The 18,929-nt window shown below is 51.2% G+C and carries 19 protein-coding genes; 13 read left to right on the top strand and 6 right to left on the bottom strand.

The window, feature by feature from the left end; genetic code table 11:
* Positions 1-12: 12 nt before the first annotated feature.
* From kdsC to AT746_RS03225, 9 genes are all read left to right on the top strand, one after another.
* The gene (gene kdsC / locus AT746_RS03265; RefSeq protein ID WP_062476372.1) at positions 13-567 is read left to right on the top strand and encodes a 3-deoxy-manno-octulosonate-8-phosphatase KdsC; all 555 of its coding nucleotides are present in this window, start codon (positions 13-15) and stop codon (positions 565-567) included.
* A complete protein-coding gene (lptC, locus tag AT746_RS03260) occupies positions 564-1,127 on the top strand; it encodes an LPS export ABC transporter periplasmic protein LptC (protein ID WP_062476369.1) in 564 nt (187 codons plus the stop codon). Before kdsC ends, lptC begins: the two co-directional genes overlap by 4 nt.
* A complete protein-coding gene (lptA, locus tag AT746_RS03255) occupies positions 1,111-1,644 on the top strand; it encodes a lipopolysaccharide transport periplasmic protein LptA (protein ID WP_231731001.1) in 534 nt (177 codons plus the stop codon). Before lptC ends, lptA begins: the two co-directional genes overlap by 17 nt.
* Complete coding sequence (gene lptB / locus AT746_RS03250) at positions 1,644-2,369, top strand: LPS export ABC transporter ATP-binding protein (RefSeq protein ID WP_062476366.1); 726 nt, start codon at positions 1,644-1,646, stop codon at positions 2,367-2,369. The genes lptA and lptB overlap by 1 nt, the downstream gene beginning before the upstream one ends.
* Positions 2,370-2,456: 87 nt before the next feature.
* Positions 2,457-3,932, top strand: coding sequence for an RNA polymerase factor sigma-54 (locus AT746_RS03245; protein WP_062476363.1), 1,476 nt, complete (start codon positions 2,457-2,459; stop codon positions 3,930-3,932).
* A 22-nt stretch (positions 3,933-3,954) separates the two neighbouring features.
* Positions 3,955-4,242, top strand: a complete 288-nt coding sequence (gene hpf, locus AT746_RS03240) for a ribosome hibernation promoting factor (RefSeq protein ID WP_062476360.1) — start codon at positions 3,955-3,957, stop codon at positions 4,240-4,242.
* Between the two features lie 12 nt (positions 4,243-4,254).
* Complete coding sequence (gene ptsN / locus AT746_RS03235; RefSeq protein ID WP_062476357.1) at positions 4,255-4,698, top strand: PTS IIA-like nitrogen regulatory protein PtsN; 444 nt, start codon at positions 4,255-4,257, stop codon at positions 4,696-4,698.
* Complete coding sequence (gene rapZ / locus AT746_RS03230) at positions 4,695-5,543, top strand: RNase adapter RapZ (protein ID WP_062476354.1); 849 nt, start codon at positions 4,695-4,697, stop codon at positions 5,541-5,543. The genes ptsN and rapZ overlap by 4 nt, the downstream gene beginning before the upstream one ends.
* Positions 5,540-5,821 carry an HPr family phosphocarrier protein gene (locus tag AT746_RS03225; RefSeq protein ID WP_062476351.1) on the top strand — a complete coding sequence of 94 codons (282 nt, stop codon included), beginning with the start codon at positions 5,540-5,542 and terminating at the stop codon, positions 5,819-5,821. Before rapZ ends, AT746_RS03225 begins: the two co-directional genes overlap by 4 nt.
* Positions 5,822-6,036: 215 nt before the next feature.
* Here AT746_RS03225 and rluF read toward each other — a convergent pair whose 3' ends face one another.
* Positions 6,037-6,780, bottom strand: a complete 744-nt coding sequence (gene rluF, locus AT746_RS03220) for a 23S rRNA pseudouridine(2604) synthase RluF (protein ID WP_062476347.1) — start codon at positions 6,778-6,780, stop codon at positions 6,037-6,039.
* 30 nt (positions 6,781-6,810) lie between these two features.
* Positions 6,811-7,722 carry an AEC family transporter gene (locus AT746_RS03215; RefSeq protein WP_062476344.1) on the bottom strand — a complete coding sequence of 304 codons (912 nt, stop codon included), beginning with the start codon at positions 7,720-7,722 and terminating at the stop codon, positions 6,811-6,813.
* 161 nt (positions 7,723-7,883) lie between these two features.
* Between AT746_RS03215 and mgtE the strand changes: the two genes are divergently transcribed.
* The gene (gene mgtE / locus AT746_RS03210; protein WP_062476342.1) at positions 7,884-9,242 is read left to right on the top strand and encodes a magnesium transporter; all 1,359 of its coding nucleotides are present in this window, start codon (positions 7,884-7,886) and stop codon (positions 9,240-9,242) included.
* A 5-nt stretch (positions 9,243-9,247) separates the two neighbouring features.
* Here mgtE and AT746_RS03205 read toward each other — a convergent pair whose 3' ends face one another.
* From AT746_RS03205 to AT746_RS03195, 3 genes are all read right to left on the bottom strand, one after another.
* The gene (locus AT746_RS03205) at positions 9,248-11,308 is read right to left on the bottom strand and encodes a putative bifunctional diguanylate cyclase/phosphodiesterase (protein WP_062476339.1); all 2,061 of its coding nucleotides are present in this window, start codon (positions 11,306-11,308) and stop codon (positions 9,248-9,250) included.
* Positions 11,309-11,369: 61 nt separating this feature from the next.
* A complete protein-coding gene (locus AT746_RS03200; RefSeq protein ID WP_062476336.1) occupies positions 11,370-12,236 on the bottom strand; it encodes an ABC transporter substrate-binding protein in 867 nt (288 codons plus the stop codon).
* 83 nt (positions 12,237-12,319) lie between these two features.
* Positions 12,320-13,555 carry an MFS transporter gene (locus tag AT746_RS03195; RefSeq protein WP_062476334.1) on the bottom strand — a complete coding sequence of 412 codons (1,236 nt, stop codon included), beginning with the start codon at positions 13,553-13,555 and terminating at the stop codon, positions 12,320-12,322.
* A 265-nt stretch (positions 13,556-13,820) separates the two neighbouring features.
* Here AT746_RS03195 and AT746_RS03190 point away from each other — a divergent pair, with 265 nt between their 5' ends.
* The 3 genes from AT746_RS03190 (at position 13,821) to AT746_RS03180 (ending at position 17,786) form a co-directional block, all read left to right on the top strand.
* A complete protein-coding gene (locus AT746_RS03190) occupies positions 13,821-16,166 on the top strand; it encodes a glycoside hydrolase family 65 protein (protein WP_062476331.1) in 2,346 nt (781 codons plus the stop codon).
* Positions 16,163-16,783, top strand: coding sequence for a beta-phosphoglucomutase (pgmB, locus tag AT746_RS03185; protein ID WP_231731000.1), 621 nt, complete (start codon positions 16,163-16,165; stop codon positions 16,781-16,783). Before AT746_RS03190 ends, pgmB begins: the two co-directional genes overlap by 4 nt.
* A gap of 157 nt (positions 16,784-16,940) precedes the next feature.
* Positions 16,941-17,786: a hypothetical protein gene (locus tag AT746_RS03180; protein WP_062476328.1), complete on the top strand. Its 846-nt coding sequence runs from the start codon at positions 16,941-16,943 to the stop codon at positions 17,784-17,786.
* A gap of 33 nt (positions 17,787-17,819) precedes the next feature.
* Here the strand turns inward: AT746_RS03180 and AT746_RS03175 are convergent, their stop codons facing one another.
* Positions 17,820-18,833 (bottom strand): LacI family DNA-binding transcriptional regulator, encoded by a 1,014-nt coding sequence (locus AT746_RS03175; protein ID WP_231730999.1) that lies wholly within the window; start codon positions 18,831-18,833, stop codon positions 17,820-17,822.
* Between the last annotated feature and the right edge of the window lie 96 nt (positions 18,834-18,929).

The following is an 18,929-nucleotide window of genomic DNA, read 5'->3' as shown; positions in this document are numbered from 1 at the left end:
ATCAGATAACAGATGAGCCATACAAAAACATTATACGGTACTATGCCCACCGCTTTATTCACGCAATTCTCACGGATAGGGCTGCTGGTTTGTGACGTTGATGGCATATTTTCCGACGGCCGCATCTACATGACTAATCAGGGCGAAGAAATCAAAGCCTTTCACACACTCGATGGTTACGGCATTAAGGCCATTCTGAAACAAGGTATCGATGTGGCAGTAATCACTGGCAGGCATTCACAGATAGTGCAAAGCAGAATGTCAGCACTGGGTATCCGGCATATTATCCAGGGTGCAGAAAACAAAATGCAGGCCATGAGTGAAATACTTGAGCAAACCCCCCACAGAAAAGAACATATCGCCGCGATGGGTGACGATATGCCCGACCTCGGCATGTTTGAACTGGCGGCACTGAAGATTAGTGTTCCCCACGGACATCCTTATATTAAGAAACAAGCCAATTATGTCACACAAAGATCCGGTGGTTTCGGTGCGGTCAGAGAGGTCTGTGATATGCTCCTGCAAGCGCAACATAAACTGGAAGACATCCACGGTAGCAGCACATGAAGCGCATCTATATCAGCATTGGCTTGCTGTTCTTACTGATCCTCGCCACGAATAACCTATGGTGGCTGGAGTCTGAGCCACAGGAAGCTGAACAGCAGGATGAAGCCTTCCTGCAGCCTAACTATCTGGCGTCCAATATGCAGACCAATCTGTACAATGAGCAAGGCCTGCTCGCCCACAGTATCCATGCCAACAGCATGGAACATTACGATTTGCTTGGTTTTACTCTGTTTCAACAGCCTCAGTACAAAATTTATGTCGCTCAGGATGAAGCTCCCTGGGAAGTAACAGCAGAGCAGGGAACGCTGTATGAAGACAACCGAATTCAACTGGAAACGAATGTACAGATTACCAGTCAGGACAAAGATGGTTTTATTCGTACCGTCACCACCAGTTTTATTGAAATTGATTTGACCGCTAAGACCATGATGTCAGATCAGAGCGTAACCATCTCAGGTGACAATTACACTATCAGCGGCAATGGCTTCTCTGCCGATCTGACCACAAAACAATTTGAATTACTGGACCATGTGCAGACAATTTATGGCAAAACGATTTAAGTTTCTGATCCTGGCGCTATTGAGTTTCAATGTCGCCGCAGTGAATGAAGATTTCGATCAGCCGATTAAAGTAAAATCTGAGTATCAGTCGGCTGACGGCATTAAAAAGATCTCTTTTTTCCGTGAAAACGTCAACATTACCCAGGGTAGCCTGGTGATCAACGCAGACGAAGTGGAAGTCGATGCCGGCAAAGGCAAAGGCAAAGAGACCTTTATTGCCCGGGGTACACCTGCCAGCTATGAGCAAACCATGGAAGATGGCAGCCGCATCCGCGCCGCTGCCGAATATATTGAATATCAGGTTGAGGGCCGTACCCTGACATTGAGTGGCAATGCAGAACTGCATCAGAACAGCCACAGCGTGCGCGGTTCATCCATTCAGTTCAATATGGAAAAAGAACAGTTGATGGCGCAGGGCACTGACGAGGAAGATGGTCGGGTAATGACGATCTTTCAGCCCGAGGATTTAAGTGACACCAAAGAAGAGCAACAGCCCGGCCAGGAGCAGCAGGACTGATGTCAGTATTAAAAGCACAGCACCTCGCCAAGTCCTATAAAAGTCGCCAGGTGGTGCAGGATGTCAGCCTGGAAGTGGCCAGTGGCCAGATTGTGGGTCTGTTAGGCCCTAATGGTGCCGGTAAAACCACCTCTTTTTATATGATTGTGGGTCTGGTACCCATGGACAAAGGTCAGATTTTTATTGATGACCAGGAACTGACTCTCGAGCCCATGCATGTTCGCGCCAGGGCCGGTATCGGCTATCTGCCCCAGGAAGCTTCAATTTTCCGTAAGCTGACGGTTTATCAGAATCTGATGGCGATTCTTGAAACCCGTAAGGATATCAATCAGCAGCAACGGGAAGAGGAAGCCGATGCACTTCTGGATGAGTTCAATATCAATCATATTCGCACCAGCTCAGGGATGAGTTTGTCTGGCGGTGAGCGCAGGCGGGTAGAGATTGCCAGGGCACTGTCTGCCAACCCCCGCTTTATTCTGCTTGATGAACCTTTTGCCGGTGTCGATCCCATATCAGTCAGTGACATCAAGAATATAATCCGCCATCTTCGGGACAGAGGCATCGGTGTGTTGATTACCGACCACAATGTACGTGAAACCCTTGATGTTTGTGAGAAAGCCTACATTGTTAGTCATGGGGAGTTAATCGCCCAGGGAACCGCAGATGAAGTACTGAATAACAAGCAGGTCAGAGATGTATACCTGGGTGACCAATTCAAGCTATAGTTAGAGAAAATGCCGTGCGGATATTTGTATGAGAACAGAAGCCGGAATACCCGTAACCAAGGCCCTCGGAACCAGAATAAGAAGTAAATGAAGCCTGCATTACAGTTAAAATTCAGCCAACAACTTACCATGACGCCTCAGTTGCAGCAGGCGATTCGCCTGTTGCAACTGTCCACGCTGGATTTACAACAGGAGATCCAGGAGGCGCTGGAGTCTAATCCGCTGCTGGAGACAGAAGAATCTGCCGATCAGAATACGGAAGAGCGCCGCGATGCCGACAGCCTGAATGGTGAGTCCAACGAAGCCAGTAACAGCAAAGACAGTGACAGCATCGAAACCGGCGAAGCCCTGGAAAAGCAGGAGTTGCCCGAAGATCTGCCGATGGATACTACCTGGGATGAATATTACAGCGCCTCATCGGCACCCGGTTCTTCTGCGGTCAGTGCCGCCGATGACAATATCTATCAGGGGGAAACCTCGGACAGCATTCAGGATCATTTGCTCTGGCAAATGCGTCTGACCCATTTCAGTGACACCGACCAGGCCATTGCCATGGCCATTATCGACTCTATTGACGATGTCGGTTATCTGACCGTCACCACTGAAGACATCCTGCAAAGCCTGGACAATGAAGAAGTAGAACTGGATGAAGTAGATTGTGTACTTAAACGCATTCAGATGTTCGACCCTGTTGGCGTCGGCAGTCGCAGCGTACAGGAATGCCTGCTGGTACAATTACGTCAGTTCCCCCCTGAAACGCCATGGCTGGAGCAGGCAAAATCACTGATCCTCGAATACAGTGATCTGCTGGCCAGCAAAGATTACCGCACCCTGATGCGCAAAGCCCGGCTTAAAGAGGATGAACTGCGTGAAGCCTTACGTTTATTACAAACCCTGAACCCCAGGCCAGGCAGTGCCATCGCTACCAGTGAACCGGAATATGTGATCCCCGATGTATCGGTAGCCAAGAAAAATGGCCGCTGGACCGTAGAACTGAATCCCGACAGCTTGCCTAAACTGAGTATCAATCAGCAATACGCGGCGATGAGCAAGAATACCAGGAACGCCAGCGACAGCCAGTTTATCCGCTCCCATATGCAGGAAGCCAAGTGGTTTATTAAAAGCCTGGAAAGCCGCAATGACACCCTGCTGAAAGTGGCAAACTGTATTGTGCAGCAGCAACAGGGCTTTTTCGAATACGGCCCCGAGGCCATGAAGCCTATGGTGCTCAACGATGTTGCTGAAATGGTGGATATGCACGAGTCCACCATCTCCAGAGTGACCACGCAGAAATATATGCACACACCAAGAGGCATTTTTGAGCTCAAGTATTTCTTTTCCAGCCATGTGGCCACAGAAAGCGGCGGCGAATGTTCCTCCACCGCCATTCGTGCTCTGATCAAAAAACTGGTGGCGGCAGAAAAACCCGCCAAACCCCTGAGCGACAGCAAAATTGCACAGTTGTTGGCCGAGCAAGGTATTAAAGTTGCCCGGCGAACAATAGCAAAATACCGGGAATCCCTGTCGATTCCCCCGTCCAACCAACGCAAAAGCCTGTTATAGGCGAACAAGAGGAAGAGGCATTATGCAAATCAACCTTACTGGACACCACGTTGAAATTACCGACTCTCTTCGAGATTACGTTGACTCAAAGTTTACAAAGTTGGAGCGACATTTCGATCATATCAATAATGTGCATGTGATACTGAACGTCGAAAAGCTCAATCAGAAAGCCGAAGCGACACTGCACCTGCATGGCGCGGAAGTCTTTGCCACTTCCGAACACACTGATATGTACGCCGCTATTGATGGCCTGATCGACAAGCTTGACCGACAGGTGATCAAACACAAAGAAAAGATCAAGCGACACTAAAACTGACTCCGCATGGAAATTAAAGACATCCTGACCCCTGACTGCACCATCTGTGCAGTTCAGGGCACCAGCAAGAAACGCATCTTCGAGACCATCAGCGATGTGGCCGATCAACATCTGCCCGACATTGACCTCGACCCTATTCTTACCAGCCTGCTATGCCGCGAAAAAATGGGCAGCACAGGCATTGGCAATGGCATTGCCATTCCCCATGGCCGCCTGGCCGGGCTGGACAAAGTCATGGCCGTGCTGATCACCAGTGACGGGCCCGTGGCCTATGACGCCATCGACAACCAGCCGGTGGATATTTTCTTCGCCATTTTAGTGCCTGAAGAACAAGCCCAGGGCCACTTGCAGACCCTGGCCACCATCGCCGCCAAACTCAATGACAAGGACGTGGTAAAACGCTTACGCCACGCTAAAACCAATCAGGAACTGTACGAGGCCATAGTGTGAAACTCATTATCATCAGTGGCCGCTCCGGCTCCGGTAAATCCATCGTGCTGCGCTCTCTGGAGGACCTGGGCTACTACTGTGTGGATAATATTCCGGTCAACCTGCTGCCCACCCTCACCCATACAGTGGTGGATGAATACGATCAGGTAGCAGTGAGCATTGATGTACGTAACCTGCCCAAAGATCCCGAAGAGCTGGTAGAGATACTCGATTACCTGCCTGCCACCTGGGAACTGATGATTTTATACTTAGATGCCAGCGACGATGTGCTGATCAAGCGCTTCAGCGAAACCCGCCGTCTGCATCCTCTGTCCAAGCGCAGTAAGTCCCTGACTGACGCCATCCAGTCTGAAGCGGTGTTACTGGCCCCTATCGCCGAACGCGCCGATCTTTATATCGATACCGGTGAACTGTCAGTACACCAACTGGCCGAACTGGTGCGTGAACGTATTCTGGGCAAGAAAAGCTCGCGTCTGGTGCTGGTATTTGAGTCCTTTGGCTTTAAACACGGTATTCCTAAAGATGCCGACTACGTATTTGACGCCCGCTTTCTGCCAAATCCCCACTGGGAACCAGAGCTCAAACACCTGACCGGGTTAGATCCGCAGGTAGAAACCTTTCTCGGCTCACAGGCCATCGTCACCAAATTTATCTGGCAGATACAGAATTTGATCTCCACCTGGCTGCCGCATCTCGAGCGCAATAACCGCAGTTATGTGACCATTGCCATCGGCTGTACAGGAGGCCAGCATCGCTCAGTGTATGTGGCAGAGAGCCTGGCCAGAACCTTTCGCGCGGTACACCCTGATGTGCAGATCCGGCACCGGGAGTTATCGCGGGAATGAGTACCGATAAACTGGAAAAGATCCTGCTGATCCAGAATAAGCTCGGGCTGCACGCCAGAGCCGCCACTCAACTGGCCAAACTGGCCAATCAGTTTGATGCCGAAGTCACCATCCATCAGGGCGATAAATCCGCGTCTGCCACCAGTGTACTGGGCCTGATGATGCTGGAAAGCAGCATGGGCAAGGAAGTCAGGGTAGTCAGCGAAGGCCAGGACGCCGAAGCGGCCATGGCCGCCGTAGAACAGCTGATTCAGAAGAAGTTTAATGAAGAGCAGTGAGTGAGGCGTGAGGCGTGAGGCGTGAGGCGTGAGGCGTGAGGCGTGAGGCGTGAGGCGTGAGGCGTGAGGCGTGAGGCAGAAAAAGCTTGACTCAGGTGTTTGATTAGTCAAAATTTTTCCTAACTCCTAACTCCTAACTCCTAACTCCTAACTCCTAACTCCTAACTCCTAACTCCTAACTCCTAACTCCTAACTCCTAACTCCTAACTCCTAACTCACTCATCCACCGTCTTTTTAGAATGTTGTACTGCCTGATTAATGCGGGCCATTTCCTGGTCCGTTAAATTACGCCATTTTCCAGCCTTAAGATTGCCAAGATTAATATCCATAATCCGCACGCGCTTTAGTCTGGTCACTTCATAGTCCAGGAATTCGCACATACGGCGGATCTGGCGGTTCAGGCCCTGAGTAAGAATAATCTTAAACACAAAACGGCTTTGCGGGATCACCTGACAGGGCTGGGTGACGGTGCCTAATATGGGCACGCCTTTGCTCATCTGGCGCACAAACCGCTCACTGACAGGCTGGTTGACGGTGACAATATACTCTTTTTCATGACGATTGCCGGCACGCAGAATTTTATTGACGATATCACCATCTGTAGTGAGCAGAATCAGACCTTCAGAGTCTTTATCCAGTCTGCCAATCGGGAAAATACGCTGGGGATGGTTGATGGCATCGACGATATTACCCCGTACATTTCGCTCAGTGGTGCAGATAATGCCCGGCGGCTTGTGATAGGCGATATACACCCGGTCTGATTTATCGGCGGCGCTGCTGCCGATGGATCTACCATTGACCTCAACGCTATCGCCCGGGGCCACCTTAGTGCCCAGTTCAGGCACCACGCCATTGATGGTGACTTTGCCCTGTTCAATCAGTTTGTCCGCTTCACGGCGCGAACAATAGCCCGAATCACTGATAAATTTATTTAACCTGATTAACCTGACTTCACTCACTTGCTGGTCCTGCCATACCCAAACGAGCCGCTATTGTAGCGCCCCTAACAGCCAGTACCATAGCGGCAGGGTCAGAAAACTGCAAAACAGTCCAAGGCCAATAAGCGCCGCCACAAATCTCGGCGCCAGCGCCGCGCCTATGGCCAGTGCACCCGCAGAAACCATAGGCGGCATGGCCGCTTCAAATACCGCCACCTGAATTAACAGGGGATGCGGCTGGAACAGCCATAATAGTCCCAGTGCCATTACCGGCATCAGCACAAGTTTAAATACCAGTGCAAAGGCCAATGGCGCACTCTGCCCGCCATCCAGTTGCAGGCGGAACTGAAAGCCCACCGCAATCATCACTACAGGTACCAGGGTAGAGGCCAGAGAGTCCAGCAACAATTCCATAAAAGGCGGGTAACTCCAGCCTTTTAATGCCAGGCCCAGCAGCATGGCGATAAAGGCCGGGAACAACAGCACCTTGGCCAGGATCTGTTTGCCCCCCGGCTTTTCCGTTGCAGGATTAAACCAGGCAGCCAGAATGGTGGAATAGGTAGCAAGGGCCAGAAACGAACCGGCCTGATCGTAGATAATTGCAAAGGGCAAACCGGTATCGCCGTAGAAGGCTTCGACCATGGGAAAACCGAGAAATGAAGTATTACCCAGCGGCAGAACCACCAACAGTGCGCCAATCACGCCGCGCTCCCAGTTCCATAGCTTACCGGCCAGCAACACCGCCCCGGCGGTGATCAGCAACAACATCCAGGGCAATACGGCGGGCATCCATAGCTGAGCGGAAAATTCCAGTAATGGCATTTTTTGCAGCACCAGTGCCGGCAGGGCCACATAAAGCACATACTGGTTCAGGACAATACCGGTCTCAGCCGGAAACTGCCTGACCCGGCGCAATTGCGTGCCGATCAACAGATAGATCAGAACAAGGAAAAAGTTTTCCATTCCAGTACAACGGTCGTAAATAAATGTCCTGCGCAGACTTTACCGTTACCGGCCATAAATAACCATGGTACTTTAGTCACTAATCAGACTCAGATAACTGCTGATCTCCGCGTTCACATCCACTAAACTAAGCTGAAAATCAATAAGTTGCATAAGGGACCATGGAACAAGCCTTCGAGAGTCAATCTCCGTACCAACAGCTTCAGACCATCAATAATGCCCTGAGCAGCGGTATGTATGTGCATGTGCGCAAGATGCTGCACCATATGCCGGCCCCGGACGTGGCGTTTTTGCTCGAGTCCACCCCGGCCAGAAGCCGCGCCGTATTATGGCAACTGATTGACCCCGAATTCCACGGCGACATTCTCGAAGAGCTCTCAGAAGATGTGCGTAACGGCATTATCCGCCAGATGATGCCGGAAAAACTCGCCGATGCGCTGGAAGACATGGACACCGACGATCTGGCCGAGCTGCTGCGCGGGTTGCCGGATGCCATCTTCCAGGAAGTATTGCGCTCCATGGACGAGCAGGACAGACAGCGGGCAGAACAGGCGCTGTCTTTCGGTGAAGATACCGCCGGCTCGATTATGAACACCGACACTATTACCTTAAGACCCGAGGTAACAGTGGATGTCATTCTGCGCTATCTGCGTTTAAAAGGAGAGATACCTGAAGATACCGATGCCTTCTATGTGGTAAACCGCCATGACAAGTTGATTGGACTGGTACCGGTGATCCGACTCTTAACCGCCACCGCCGATATGACAGTGGAAGAGCTGATGGATGAAGACGCCGAGCGCATCCCGGTGGATATGCCAGAAGGTGAAGTAGCGAAAATGTTTGAGCGTTACAACTGGGTGTCAGCACCGGTAGTGGACAAAGAGAACCATCTGCTGGGGCGCATTACCATCGATGACGTGGTGGACATTATCCGTGAAGAAGCCGAACACAGCATGATGAGCATGGCGGGTCTGGATGATGAAGAAGACACCTTTGCCCCGGTGCTCAAAAGTACTCAGAAACGTTCCATCTGGCTGGGGGTAAATCTGGTCACCGCGCTGCTGGCCGCCATGGTCAGTGATATGTTTGAAGAAACCTTAAGTCAGCTCGCCGTACTGGCTATTCTCAACACCATAGTACCCAGTATGGGCGGTGTCGCAGGCAGCCAGACCCTGACGCTGGTGATCCGCGGCATGGCATTAGGTCATGTCAGCGGTGGCAACAGTCGCTGGCTGATCGGCAAAGAGCTGGCGGTGGGAGCGCTGAATGGCGTCATCTGGGCTGTGCTGATCGCCGGTGTGGTAGCCCTTTGGAAAGATGATCTGATGCTTGGCGCCGTGATTGCCTTTGCCATGATGATCAATATGGTGGCCGCTGGTCTGGCCGGGGCCACCCTGCCCCTGCTGATTAAGAAGATGAAAATCGACCCGGCCCTGGCAGGCGGTGTGATACTGACCACTATTACCGATGTAGTGGGCATCTTTGCCTTTTTAGGTACTGCGACCCTGATGCTGATGTAGCCGGACTACTTAACAGACCAATCTGAAGCGGCTTGCGGCCTGGCAAAGTAAAAGCCCTGAAGCACCATGGCGCCCATGCTGTTGAGTAGTTCAACCTGCTCCCTGGTTTCAACACCCTCAGCCACAATACGAAAGCCCATATGCCGGGCAATCGCCACTATCACTTCCACCAAAGCTCTGGCGCCTTTATCCTGGCCAATCTCACTGATAAAGCTTCGATCTATCTTTAACTCCTGCACAGGGAGGCTCCTGATATAAGCCAGAGATGAGTAGCCGGTACCAAAATCATCGATAGAAAATTGCACGCCCAGTTCGGTCAGGCTGAGCATTTTCTGTTTAACCTCATCGATATCATCAATAAACAGGCTTTCAGTCACCTCCAGCACCAGTTGGCTGGGCCGGGTATGATATTTGGCCATCAGAGCTTCCAGCTTGGTCACAAAGTCAGTCCGCATAAACTGACGGGGACTGATATTGACCGATAGCTGAAAGCTGTCTTCAACAGGAGTGGACTCCAGCCAGGCCAGTGACTGAGCTAATATCCAGTCACCTAAGTCAACGATAAGATCGGATTTCTCTGCGATGGGAATAAACAGCCCCGGGCTGATCATACCTTTTTCAGGGTGCTGCCAGCGCAACAACGCTTCGGCCCCTGCCAGGCTGGTATCGGCATTATATTTTGCCTGTAAAAACAGACTCAATTGATCTTCTTTTAAGGCATTTAATAACCCTGAGTGAATAATAAAATTCTGCTCCAGATGGGCCTTATACTGATCATCATAGAGAGTAATCTGATTTCCGCCTTTCTCTTTCGCCTGATGCACTGCCACTTCACAATGGCGCAATATATCATCGGCCCGCCCCTGATTCTGTGGGTAAGACAGTAAACCAATGGATAGATTGATGCTGAACCATTCGTCCTTCAGCCATACCGGCGCCTGAAATTCAGCCTGCAGCTTTACAGAAAACTGTTTTGCCTGTGCAATTGCAATATCGGGATCATCAAAATCAGGCGGATAGATAATCACAAAGAGATCAGAGCCCAGATGGCCCACTGACAATTTTTCGCCTCCTAAGTCTCTCAGCTTGTTGGCAATATACACCAGTACCTGATCGCCGTAATTGAAGCCCCGCACATCATTGATATTTTTCAGGCCATCCACATCAATCAGAATAACCGCCCCAAAGCCCTCTGGCTGAGCCGAGAACTCTTCAAGGCGCTCAATAATAGCAACCCGATTAGCCAGACCAGTGAGGGTGTCGTAATACGCCAGTTGACGGATATTGTCTTCATAGGCCAGACGTTCTCTATGCAGATTCCCCAGGGCGTCTGCCAGCAAACGAATCTCACTCCCGCCGGTCCGCAGTTCAAAATTTATCGGCGCCTCGGGCTCTTTAGCGGCCTGCTCGACTCTGGCTACCAGTCTGCCGATGGGTTTGGTGATGATGGTATTTAACAGCAACCAGAATCCCCAACTGACCCCGAGAATAAGGGCCAACGGCACGAAGACTTCAGTTACAGGGGCTGCAAACAGTTGGCTGAAACCACTTGCATGGTAATATTCAATAAGCAAAACATAGTGCTCATTGGCCATCAGATTGCCCTGAGCAGCAATGACGGGTACATAAGCAAGCAATCTGTCCTGCTTGTAATGAAACACATAGTCGCTTAGTGACGTAGATGCTGCCTGCCTGACTTTTTCCAGTTCGACCAGGGGCATCAGTTCTTTGATCGGCCGGTCCCGGTTTTGCTTACCATATCCATATAAGAACCGGCCTTGTTGGTTAACAATCGCCACCGCTTTAATCTTTGGATGCACGTGCAGTTCACTAAAGACCTCATCGAACACTTCAGGCATGTCGAAGCGCAAAACTCTGTTGATCGTGGCCTGGGTCAGCGCACTGGTCGTCTTAAGTTCACCAAGAGCCTGAGTTCTGGCCCTGTGCTGCTGCTCTCTGGCAAACGCAAAAGCGATGATAATCAGAATCAGAATACTGGTTGCCAGAGAAATCAATGTGAGTTGAGTCCGCAAAGAATGCATACGGCCCTGCTGATAGGCGGTCATGGGCACGCCTCCAGACCTGGTGACGAACTGATAACCTGCTGCTCGATAAGATAATCTGTCATCAGATTGACAGTGTTTTCAATTCAGTCCGTAAATAAGCCTGACTCTCCTTTACTTTGTAAAAGCTCATTTTGTTCAGTGCCAGGCTAAGCGCGGGCTCCTGCAGCCCGGTATTGGCCTGCAACGCCGCAGTGGTGGTATCAGACGCGCGGCGCTGCTCAAGAAGATTCAATCCTACCGGCCAGTACTGCCATATAACCTGTTGCACGCTGCGTTTATTGTTACGCCATACATCTTCACGCATGACCAGAATATCGATGATCTCGCCGCTGATATCGGTACTGTCGAAAGCAACTTTAAAGCCCGCCTGCAATAATTTACTCAGATATGGTTCAAAGGTAATCACTCCGTCCACCTGCCCCTCACTAAGGGCCCGAAAATGACTGGCAGGTTGCAATAATCTGGAAACAACTCTGTTTTCATCCAGCGCAAGCTTTTCTTTAATTCTGCGGAACATATAGCCGCCCAGGGCTGATGACTCATAACCTATGGTCTTCAGATTGCTGAAATCGCCACTGTCCGGATCGACAATGTCAGGATTGACCACCAGCGCATCGGCCCCTTTTGAGGCGCTGAGCACCATGGCCACGCACAGGCCCAAATCGGCCCGCTGCTCAAAGGTGATAGCTTCGTCCAGAGTCAGTAATGCGCCATCAAGCTGGCCATTAGCTAATACTCGCAGTACGTGGGTAGTGGAAGAAAGTTGGGTAAAGTTGGCTCGTACTCTGGTACCGGATTCTGACCACTGGCTATCTGCTGCCAGATAATAAGGCTGGTAACCTAGCCAGTGGTTCCCGGCTATATTCAGTTCCGGGCCGGGGCTGCACGCGCTGATCAGAAATACCAGCAGTATCCAATAAGCTCTCACATGTAGCCTGTTGTCAGAATCAGTTACAGCACATATTAAAAGCTGTTCCGAATAAACACAATTATATCAAGGTTTTTATCTATCTAACTGATATAGCTCTTCTTTGTTCCCCGCCAGAAGAAAAACAGCGTGATGGCAATCGCGACAATCGGTAACAACGAGAAGTAAAAGGCACTCTGGCCATCGAAGCGGCCGAATACCAGCCCGGTAATGACTGAGCCTGTCGTCCCCCCCAAAGCAGAGAAGATCACAATCAGCCCGGTCATGGCCGAATGCTGCACTTTGGGTAATGAAGACAACATAATGGAATTAATCGCCGGATAGATTGGCGCCATAAACAGGCCTATCAGGGGGAACAAAAAGGCGGCGACCGGCGCACTCGCCCAACTTATCCCCGGGTTCACTTCGGCCAGGCTGGCCAGTGGCATAGAAACTAAAATCAGTGCCGCCATCGCAATCAGACAGATATTTAACAGCGGATACCAGCTGATAAAGCGCATCAGTTGCCCTGCACCCAGCCGCCCGATAGCAAGACAGGCGGCGAAAATACTGGTGGCCTGCACACTCATATCCGCCGGCAGGTGTAATACTTCGTTATTGAAAGTAGGCAGCCAGGTACCTATGCCCTGTTCAATCAGCACATACAAAAAAGCCGACAGAATAAACACCAGTACCAGAGGTTTAAAAGCCAGTCTGAGCATGGCCAGAAATTCAGTCAGGGGTCGGCTGTGCTGCTCTGGCACCGGGTTGGAATAAGGGGTAAACAAAATCATCAGAAAATTGGCGCCGGCCAGGGCTGCCAGCCACCAGTACACATTCAGCCAGGCCATTGAGCCCGGGTTACTGCCGTCAATAAAAGCGCTGAACAGCCAATAGCCCGACAGCACACCCACCATAAACAGCCCCTCGATGGTGTTCATCACAGAGGCGTGCTGCTGACGATCATCGGTGATCAGGCCCACTGTGGAATACAGCGACACCTTGACCAGCCCAAAGGCCGAGCCCACCGCCAGAAATAACAGCTTGCTCATCCAGAACTGTGGTACCAGCGGCATCAGTAAACAGGCCAGCGTAACAATGGCGGTGCCTGTGAGCATGGCCCGGCGGTAGCCGAATCTCGGCAGATAGGCGGCAAAGATAAAAGACACAAAGGCGATGGGCAGATCCTTAAAGCCCTCCAGCACACTGGCGGCTTCCTTGCTTACTCCATAGCTGTTGATCACCTGCAGGATCACAGTGCCGACACTGTTCAGCAATATGGCAAACACAAAATAGGTAAGAAACAGCGAGTACTTGACCCTGACGCGGTTGGCAATCATAAACGGCTACCTGTATTGAATCCAAAGAATTATCCTAAATTCGGCAGTCGACCCACGGGCGATAGCACTCTCACCTCGCGCGCAACTGCGGAATCCAGGATTATTGTTGCCCCGCCAGTCGCGGCCACAAGGAAAATTCCTTTGCCAGGCAGGCTAACAGTTTAAACGCAGTTTACCTTAATTTAACATTATTGCAATCGATTGCATTTATTTGTAAATAATCTTATCCTTGGCACAAGTATCCCGATAAAAGGACAGTCTGCCCATGCAACCGAGAGGCACGGATTATTTGTTTGCTCCCGAACCCTGGCAATTAACCAGCACACAGACTGACAGTAGCAACAGCATGCTGGAAGAAACCCTGTTCGCCCTGGCCAATGGCTATCTGGGTACCAGAGGTACGCTGGAAGAAGGCCATGATGGCAAAGGAACAAGCTGTGAGGGCACTTACCTGAATGGCGTTTATCATGCTGAGCCTATCACCTATGGTGAAGTGGCCTATGGCTATGCCAGCCACAATCAGAAGATGCTTCAGGTGCCCAATGGCAAGGTGATGCAATTCTCGCTGGACGGCCAGAAAGTCAGCTTCAGCAGTGCCCAATCCGGCCGCCGCTGGCTGAATTTTAAAGATGCCAGCTTCAACCGGGATATGCGCTGGCAAAGTGAATCTGGCAAACAAATCAGTGTCACCAGCCGCCGCTTTGCGTCATTGGCGCACCCTAATCTGCTGGCGCTGCGCTCGTACATTACCGCCGAGAATTTCTGCGGCCGTATTAGCCTCTCATCCGCTGTGGATGCGGACTATTCCTTCAGTGCCAATAAAGCCGACCCCCGCGCGGGACAGCTGAATATGGCAGACAGCCTGACGCTGCAAAAATCCACTGTGCAGAATCAGCAGATCCAACTATTGCACAAGGTGAACAACAGTCCTTTTGCCATCGGTACCTCAGTCAGCCATCAGCTCTCCCATACGCCGTTGTCGGTGCGCGAGATCCATTCTGATCCCTGTCCCGCGCTGGAGTATGAATTTGACCTGCAACAGGGTGAGACGCTGGTCATCGACAAATACATTCTCTACCACCACAACAGCGATCAGGATTTTGCCGCTATCGAAACCGCACTGAAACAAGACATGCAGGAAGTCAGGTCTCAGGGCTGGCAGTCTCTGCTTGATCAGCACAGCAGCAAGGTCACAGCGTTCTGGCAATCCAGCGATGTGGAAATTGAGGGTGATGCAGGCCTGCAACAAGGCATACGTTTTAACCTGCTGCATTTGTTTATGTCTGCAGGTAAGGATGGCCGCAGCAATATGGGCGCCAAGGGCCTTACCGGCCATGGCTATGACGGCCATTACTTCTGGGATACGGAAATCTATATTCTGTCATTTTTGTCTGCCACCAATCCGGATATTGCCCGCAAATGTCTGGAGTTTCGTTACCACACCCTGGATGGCGCCAGAAAGCGAGCCAGACAGATGTCACACAAAACAGGCGCACTTTACCCCTGGCGTACCATAGGCGGTGATGAGTGCTCAGCCTTTTTCCCGGCCGGTACCGCTCAGTACCATATTAATGCCGCCATCGCCCATGCACTGCGTAATTATTATCAGGCCAGTGGCGACTGGCAGTTTATGCAGGACTGTGGCGCAGAAATGCTGTTTGAAACAGCCAGGCTGTGGCTGGACCTTGGGCATTTTAACCCCCGCAAGAACGGGCTGTTCTGCATCGATGGCGTGACCGGCCCCGATGAATACACCGCCATTGTTAACAACAATTTTTACACCAATGCCATGGCCCGCGCTCACCTGCAGTTTGCGGTGCAGGTGGCGGATAAGCTGAAGCAGGAAACACCACACGCCTTTAGTGCGCTGTGCGACAAACTGGCGCTTAACATGGAAGAAATCAGCGCCTGGCGCCAGGCCGCTGAAAAGATGTACCTGCCCTATGACAACAACTTAAGTATCAGCAAGCAGGACGACAGCTTTCTGGATAAAAAGCCCTGGGACTTTGCCAATACTCCGGCCGATCACTACCCGTTGCTGCTGCATTATCACCCGCTGGTGATTTACCGCCATCAGGTACTCAAGCAGGCCGATGTGATACTGGCCATGTACCTGCTGGATGATGCCTTCTCAAAGGATCTGAAGAAGCGCAATCTGGACTATTACGAGCCACTGACAACCCATGACTCGACCTTATCCAGCTGTATACACAGCATCGAATTTGCAGAAACCGGCCAATATCAAAAAGCCTATGAGTTTTTCAAAGATACGGTGCGCATGGATATCGACAATCGTCATGGCAACACCGAATACGGTATTCATACCGCCTGTATGGCGGGTTCCTGGATGGGCATCGTCAATGGTTTCGGTGGCCTGCGTATTCGCAATCAGCAGTTGCATTTTGAGCCCCACTTACCGGCAAACTGGCAGAGCTTCAGCTTTCACCTTAACTGCCTGGGGCGGCGCCTGAAAATCAGCGTCGCCCGGCAGCATTGCCACTATCATCTGCTTGAGGGCGAAAATATCAGCATTTTCCATCATGGCCAGGCCGTTGAACTGGCATTGCAACAAAGCATCACCCTTGAGACTCAAGCGGAGAAACAGCCATGACCATCAAAGCCTTTATATTTGATCTCGATGGTGTACTCACCGATACCGCCGAGTACCACTTTCTGGCCTGGAAAGCCCTGGCCGATCAGCTCGGTGTAGAATTTGATAAAACAGACAACGAACAGCTTAAGGGCGTTGATCGGATGGGCTCATTGCAGTTTATTCTGCAAAAAGGCGGCTTAAGGTTACCGGAAAAGCAGATACTGGAGCTGGCGGAACAGAAAAATCGCCATTATCAGCAGTTAATCGCCGGCATGAGTAAAGCCGACCTGTTTGAGGGCGTGACTGAACTGTTTAATGCACTGAAAGCCAGAAACATTGCCATCGGCCTGGCCTCGGCAAGCAAAAATGCGGCGATGGTACTGGACCGGCTGGGGATTACAGATGCTTTTGACTATGTGGCCGATGCCGGCAAGATAAAACAAGGCAAACCCCACCCGGAAATTTTTCTGACCGTGGCTGATGCGCTGAATATCCCCCCGCTCAGTGTGTGGGTGTCGAAGATTCTCTGGCGGGTCTGCAGGCCATTGTTGACGCCCGAATGTATTCGGTGGGCATTGGCGATGACAGAGTACTGCACCAGGCCGATAGAGTGTATGCTCATATTCGCGAACTGAAACCCGGCGAGATACTGGACAACGCTGCGGATAAGGGCAGTCCGTCACCAGAAGATTAACTGTAAACTAAAATTGTCAGCGTTTCTCTGCCGGCACTTGGTCAATCAGACAAAAATCGCGTAGCATACGCGACCAATTTTTGTGCAGGTGATCGTTGTTGTCGTTACGTCTTGTATTAATCCTGATATTTGTCGCCCTGCCGGTCAGCTCTGCTCCCATGATCTGGCTGGCAGAATCCAGCCCAGGATTTGAGAAATCCATCAGAATGGACGAGCAGCTCCGTGACCTGATTCTTGAAGGATTGGATGGCGTTGCGTTTCAGGTCGAGCCCACCAATCCCCAACGGGGCCTGAAGCGCTTGCAGCAGGAGCCCAATATCTGCGTGGGCGACAAGATTTATAATGCCGAACGACAGCACTACAGCCTTGCCAGCGCCCTGCCCCAGGCAGTGGTGCCCGGATTACGTCTTTATCTGCGCGAAGAGCTGGCAATACAAATCGGACTGAACACAGAGACATCATCTGAGCTCAGTCTGAATCAGCTATTGCAAAAGGCGCCCGAAATCCAGTTAGGCACCATGCAGGGCCGCTCATATGGCAACGAGCTTGATCAGATATTAGAAGCCCCTCGGTGGCAACCGCGCATCTGGCAGCGCAGCGGTACAGATATGGGCTCAGGCCTGGTGGCCATGTTAATGACAGGCCGTGTCGATGGCATATTCGAATACCCCAATGTATTTAAGCTGTATAGCCAGCAGTTCACCGAAAAACCGGCTATCGCTCATATCAGGCTAGAAGAAACCCCGGCTTTTATTGCCGGTTACGTACTTTGTTCACGCTCAGAGGCAGGCAAACAGGCCATAGATGCCATCTCAAAAAGCATTGCACAGCTCTCCCGCAGACGTGAATATCTCGATATTCATCTGCAATGGTTTGATGCTGATATGCATAAAGAATTGATCCATTACTACAATCAGGTCTATGGCACAGAGTTTAGTCTCTAGTTTTCACCTCACGCTTCACGCCTGACACCTCTCTCAATGGGCCTTTCTGCTCGACTCCCGCACTATCAGTTGCACATCCAGCACCTGTGAGCGGGCTGGTCTGCCCGCCAGTTTATCCAGAACTTTATTGACCAGCAGTTTGCCGCCCTCCATGGTTTGCTGGCGAATGGTGGTCAGTGAGGGATGACAGAACATCGACATGGCCACATCGTCAAAACCCACCACAGCAATATCATCGGGTATGGCGATCTCTGACTCCACCAGTTTTTTCATCGCCCCAAGGGCAATCACATCAGACACTGCAAACAAACCGTCCACCTTAAGTGGCTGCTGCTTAAGCATACGGTTAGCACTGGAATAACCTGACTCGCTGGTGAAATCCGTGGCAAACCGCAGTGACTCGTCGATGTCCTTACCGGCCTGCTGCAGGGCCAGGCAATACCCCTGCCAGCGCTGCTCCATCTCGCTGTGGGCTATATCGCCGAAAAAAGCGATATGTTCACAGCCCTGATTTAAAAGATGCGTTACCGCCAGATAGGCGCCCATTTTATTGTCACTGCCAACCGTACAATACTGACTGTCCGGCAGGGCCGCCCCCCAGACCGCAAAGGGCAGATCTTCTGTGGCGAGACGATCGATACGGGCGTCATGCTCGCCCTGGCCTATCACAATCAGGCCATCGGCCCGTTTGGAATCAAAATAATAATCCCGCCAGTCATCAGAGGCAGTGCGGGTATTGGAGAGCAACATATCATAACCATGCAAGGTCAGCTCATCGGCAATGGCGCCGAGAATATCCAGCAAAAAGGGGTCGGAAATACCGCGCTCGGTGCGCTCCTTAAATAACACCACCACCGCAATCACATTGGTCTTCTGGGTCCGCAGCGCCCGCGCCTTGGCGTTAATTTTGAAATTATGCTCCCGCGCCACATTCTGAATCTTGTGACGGGTTTTTTCGGCGATCAGCGGGTTATCATTCAGCGCCCGTGACACAGTGGATTCTGACACACCGACAATACGGGCAATATCGGCAATACTTTTCGCCATTTTTTCGGGCATTGAAGTGAATTTATTGATAAGAGGTGCCGCTAGACTAGCAAATCGGCGGCGGGTATTGAATGAAAAACTGGCCGGTAAAAGCCG

This window comes from Lacimicrobium alkaliphilum (assembly GCF_001466725.1).
GTDB lineage: Bacteria > Pseudomonadota > Gammaproteobacteria > Enterobacterales > Alteromonadaceae > Lacimicrobium > Lacimicrobium alkaliphilum_B.
This window is presented reverse-complemented; position numbering and strand designations above follow the sequence as displayed.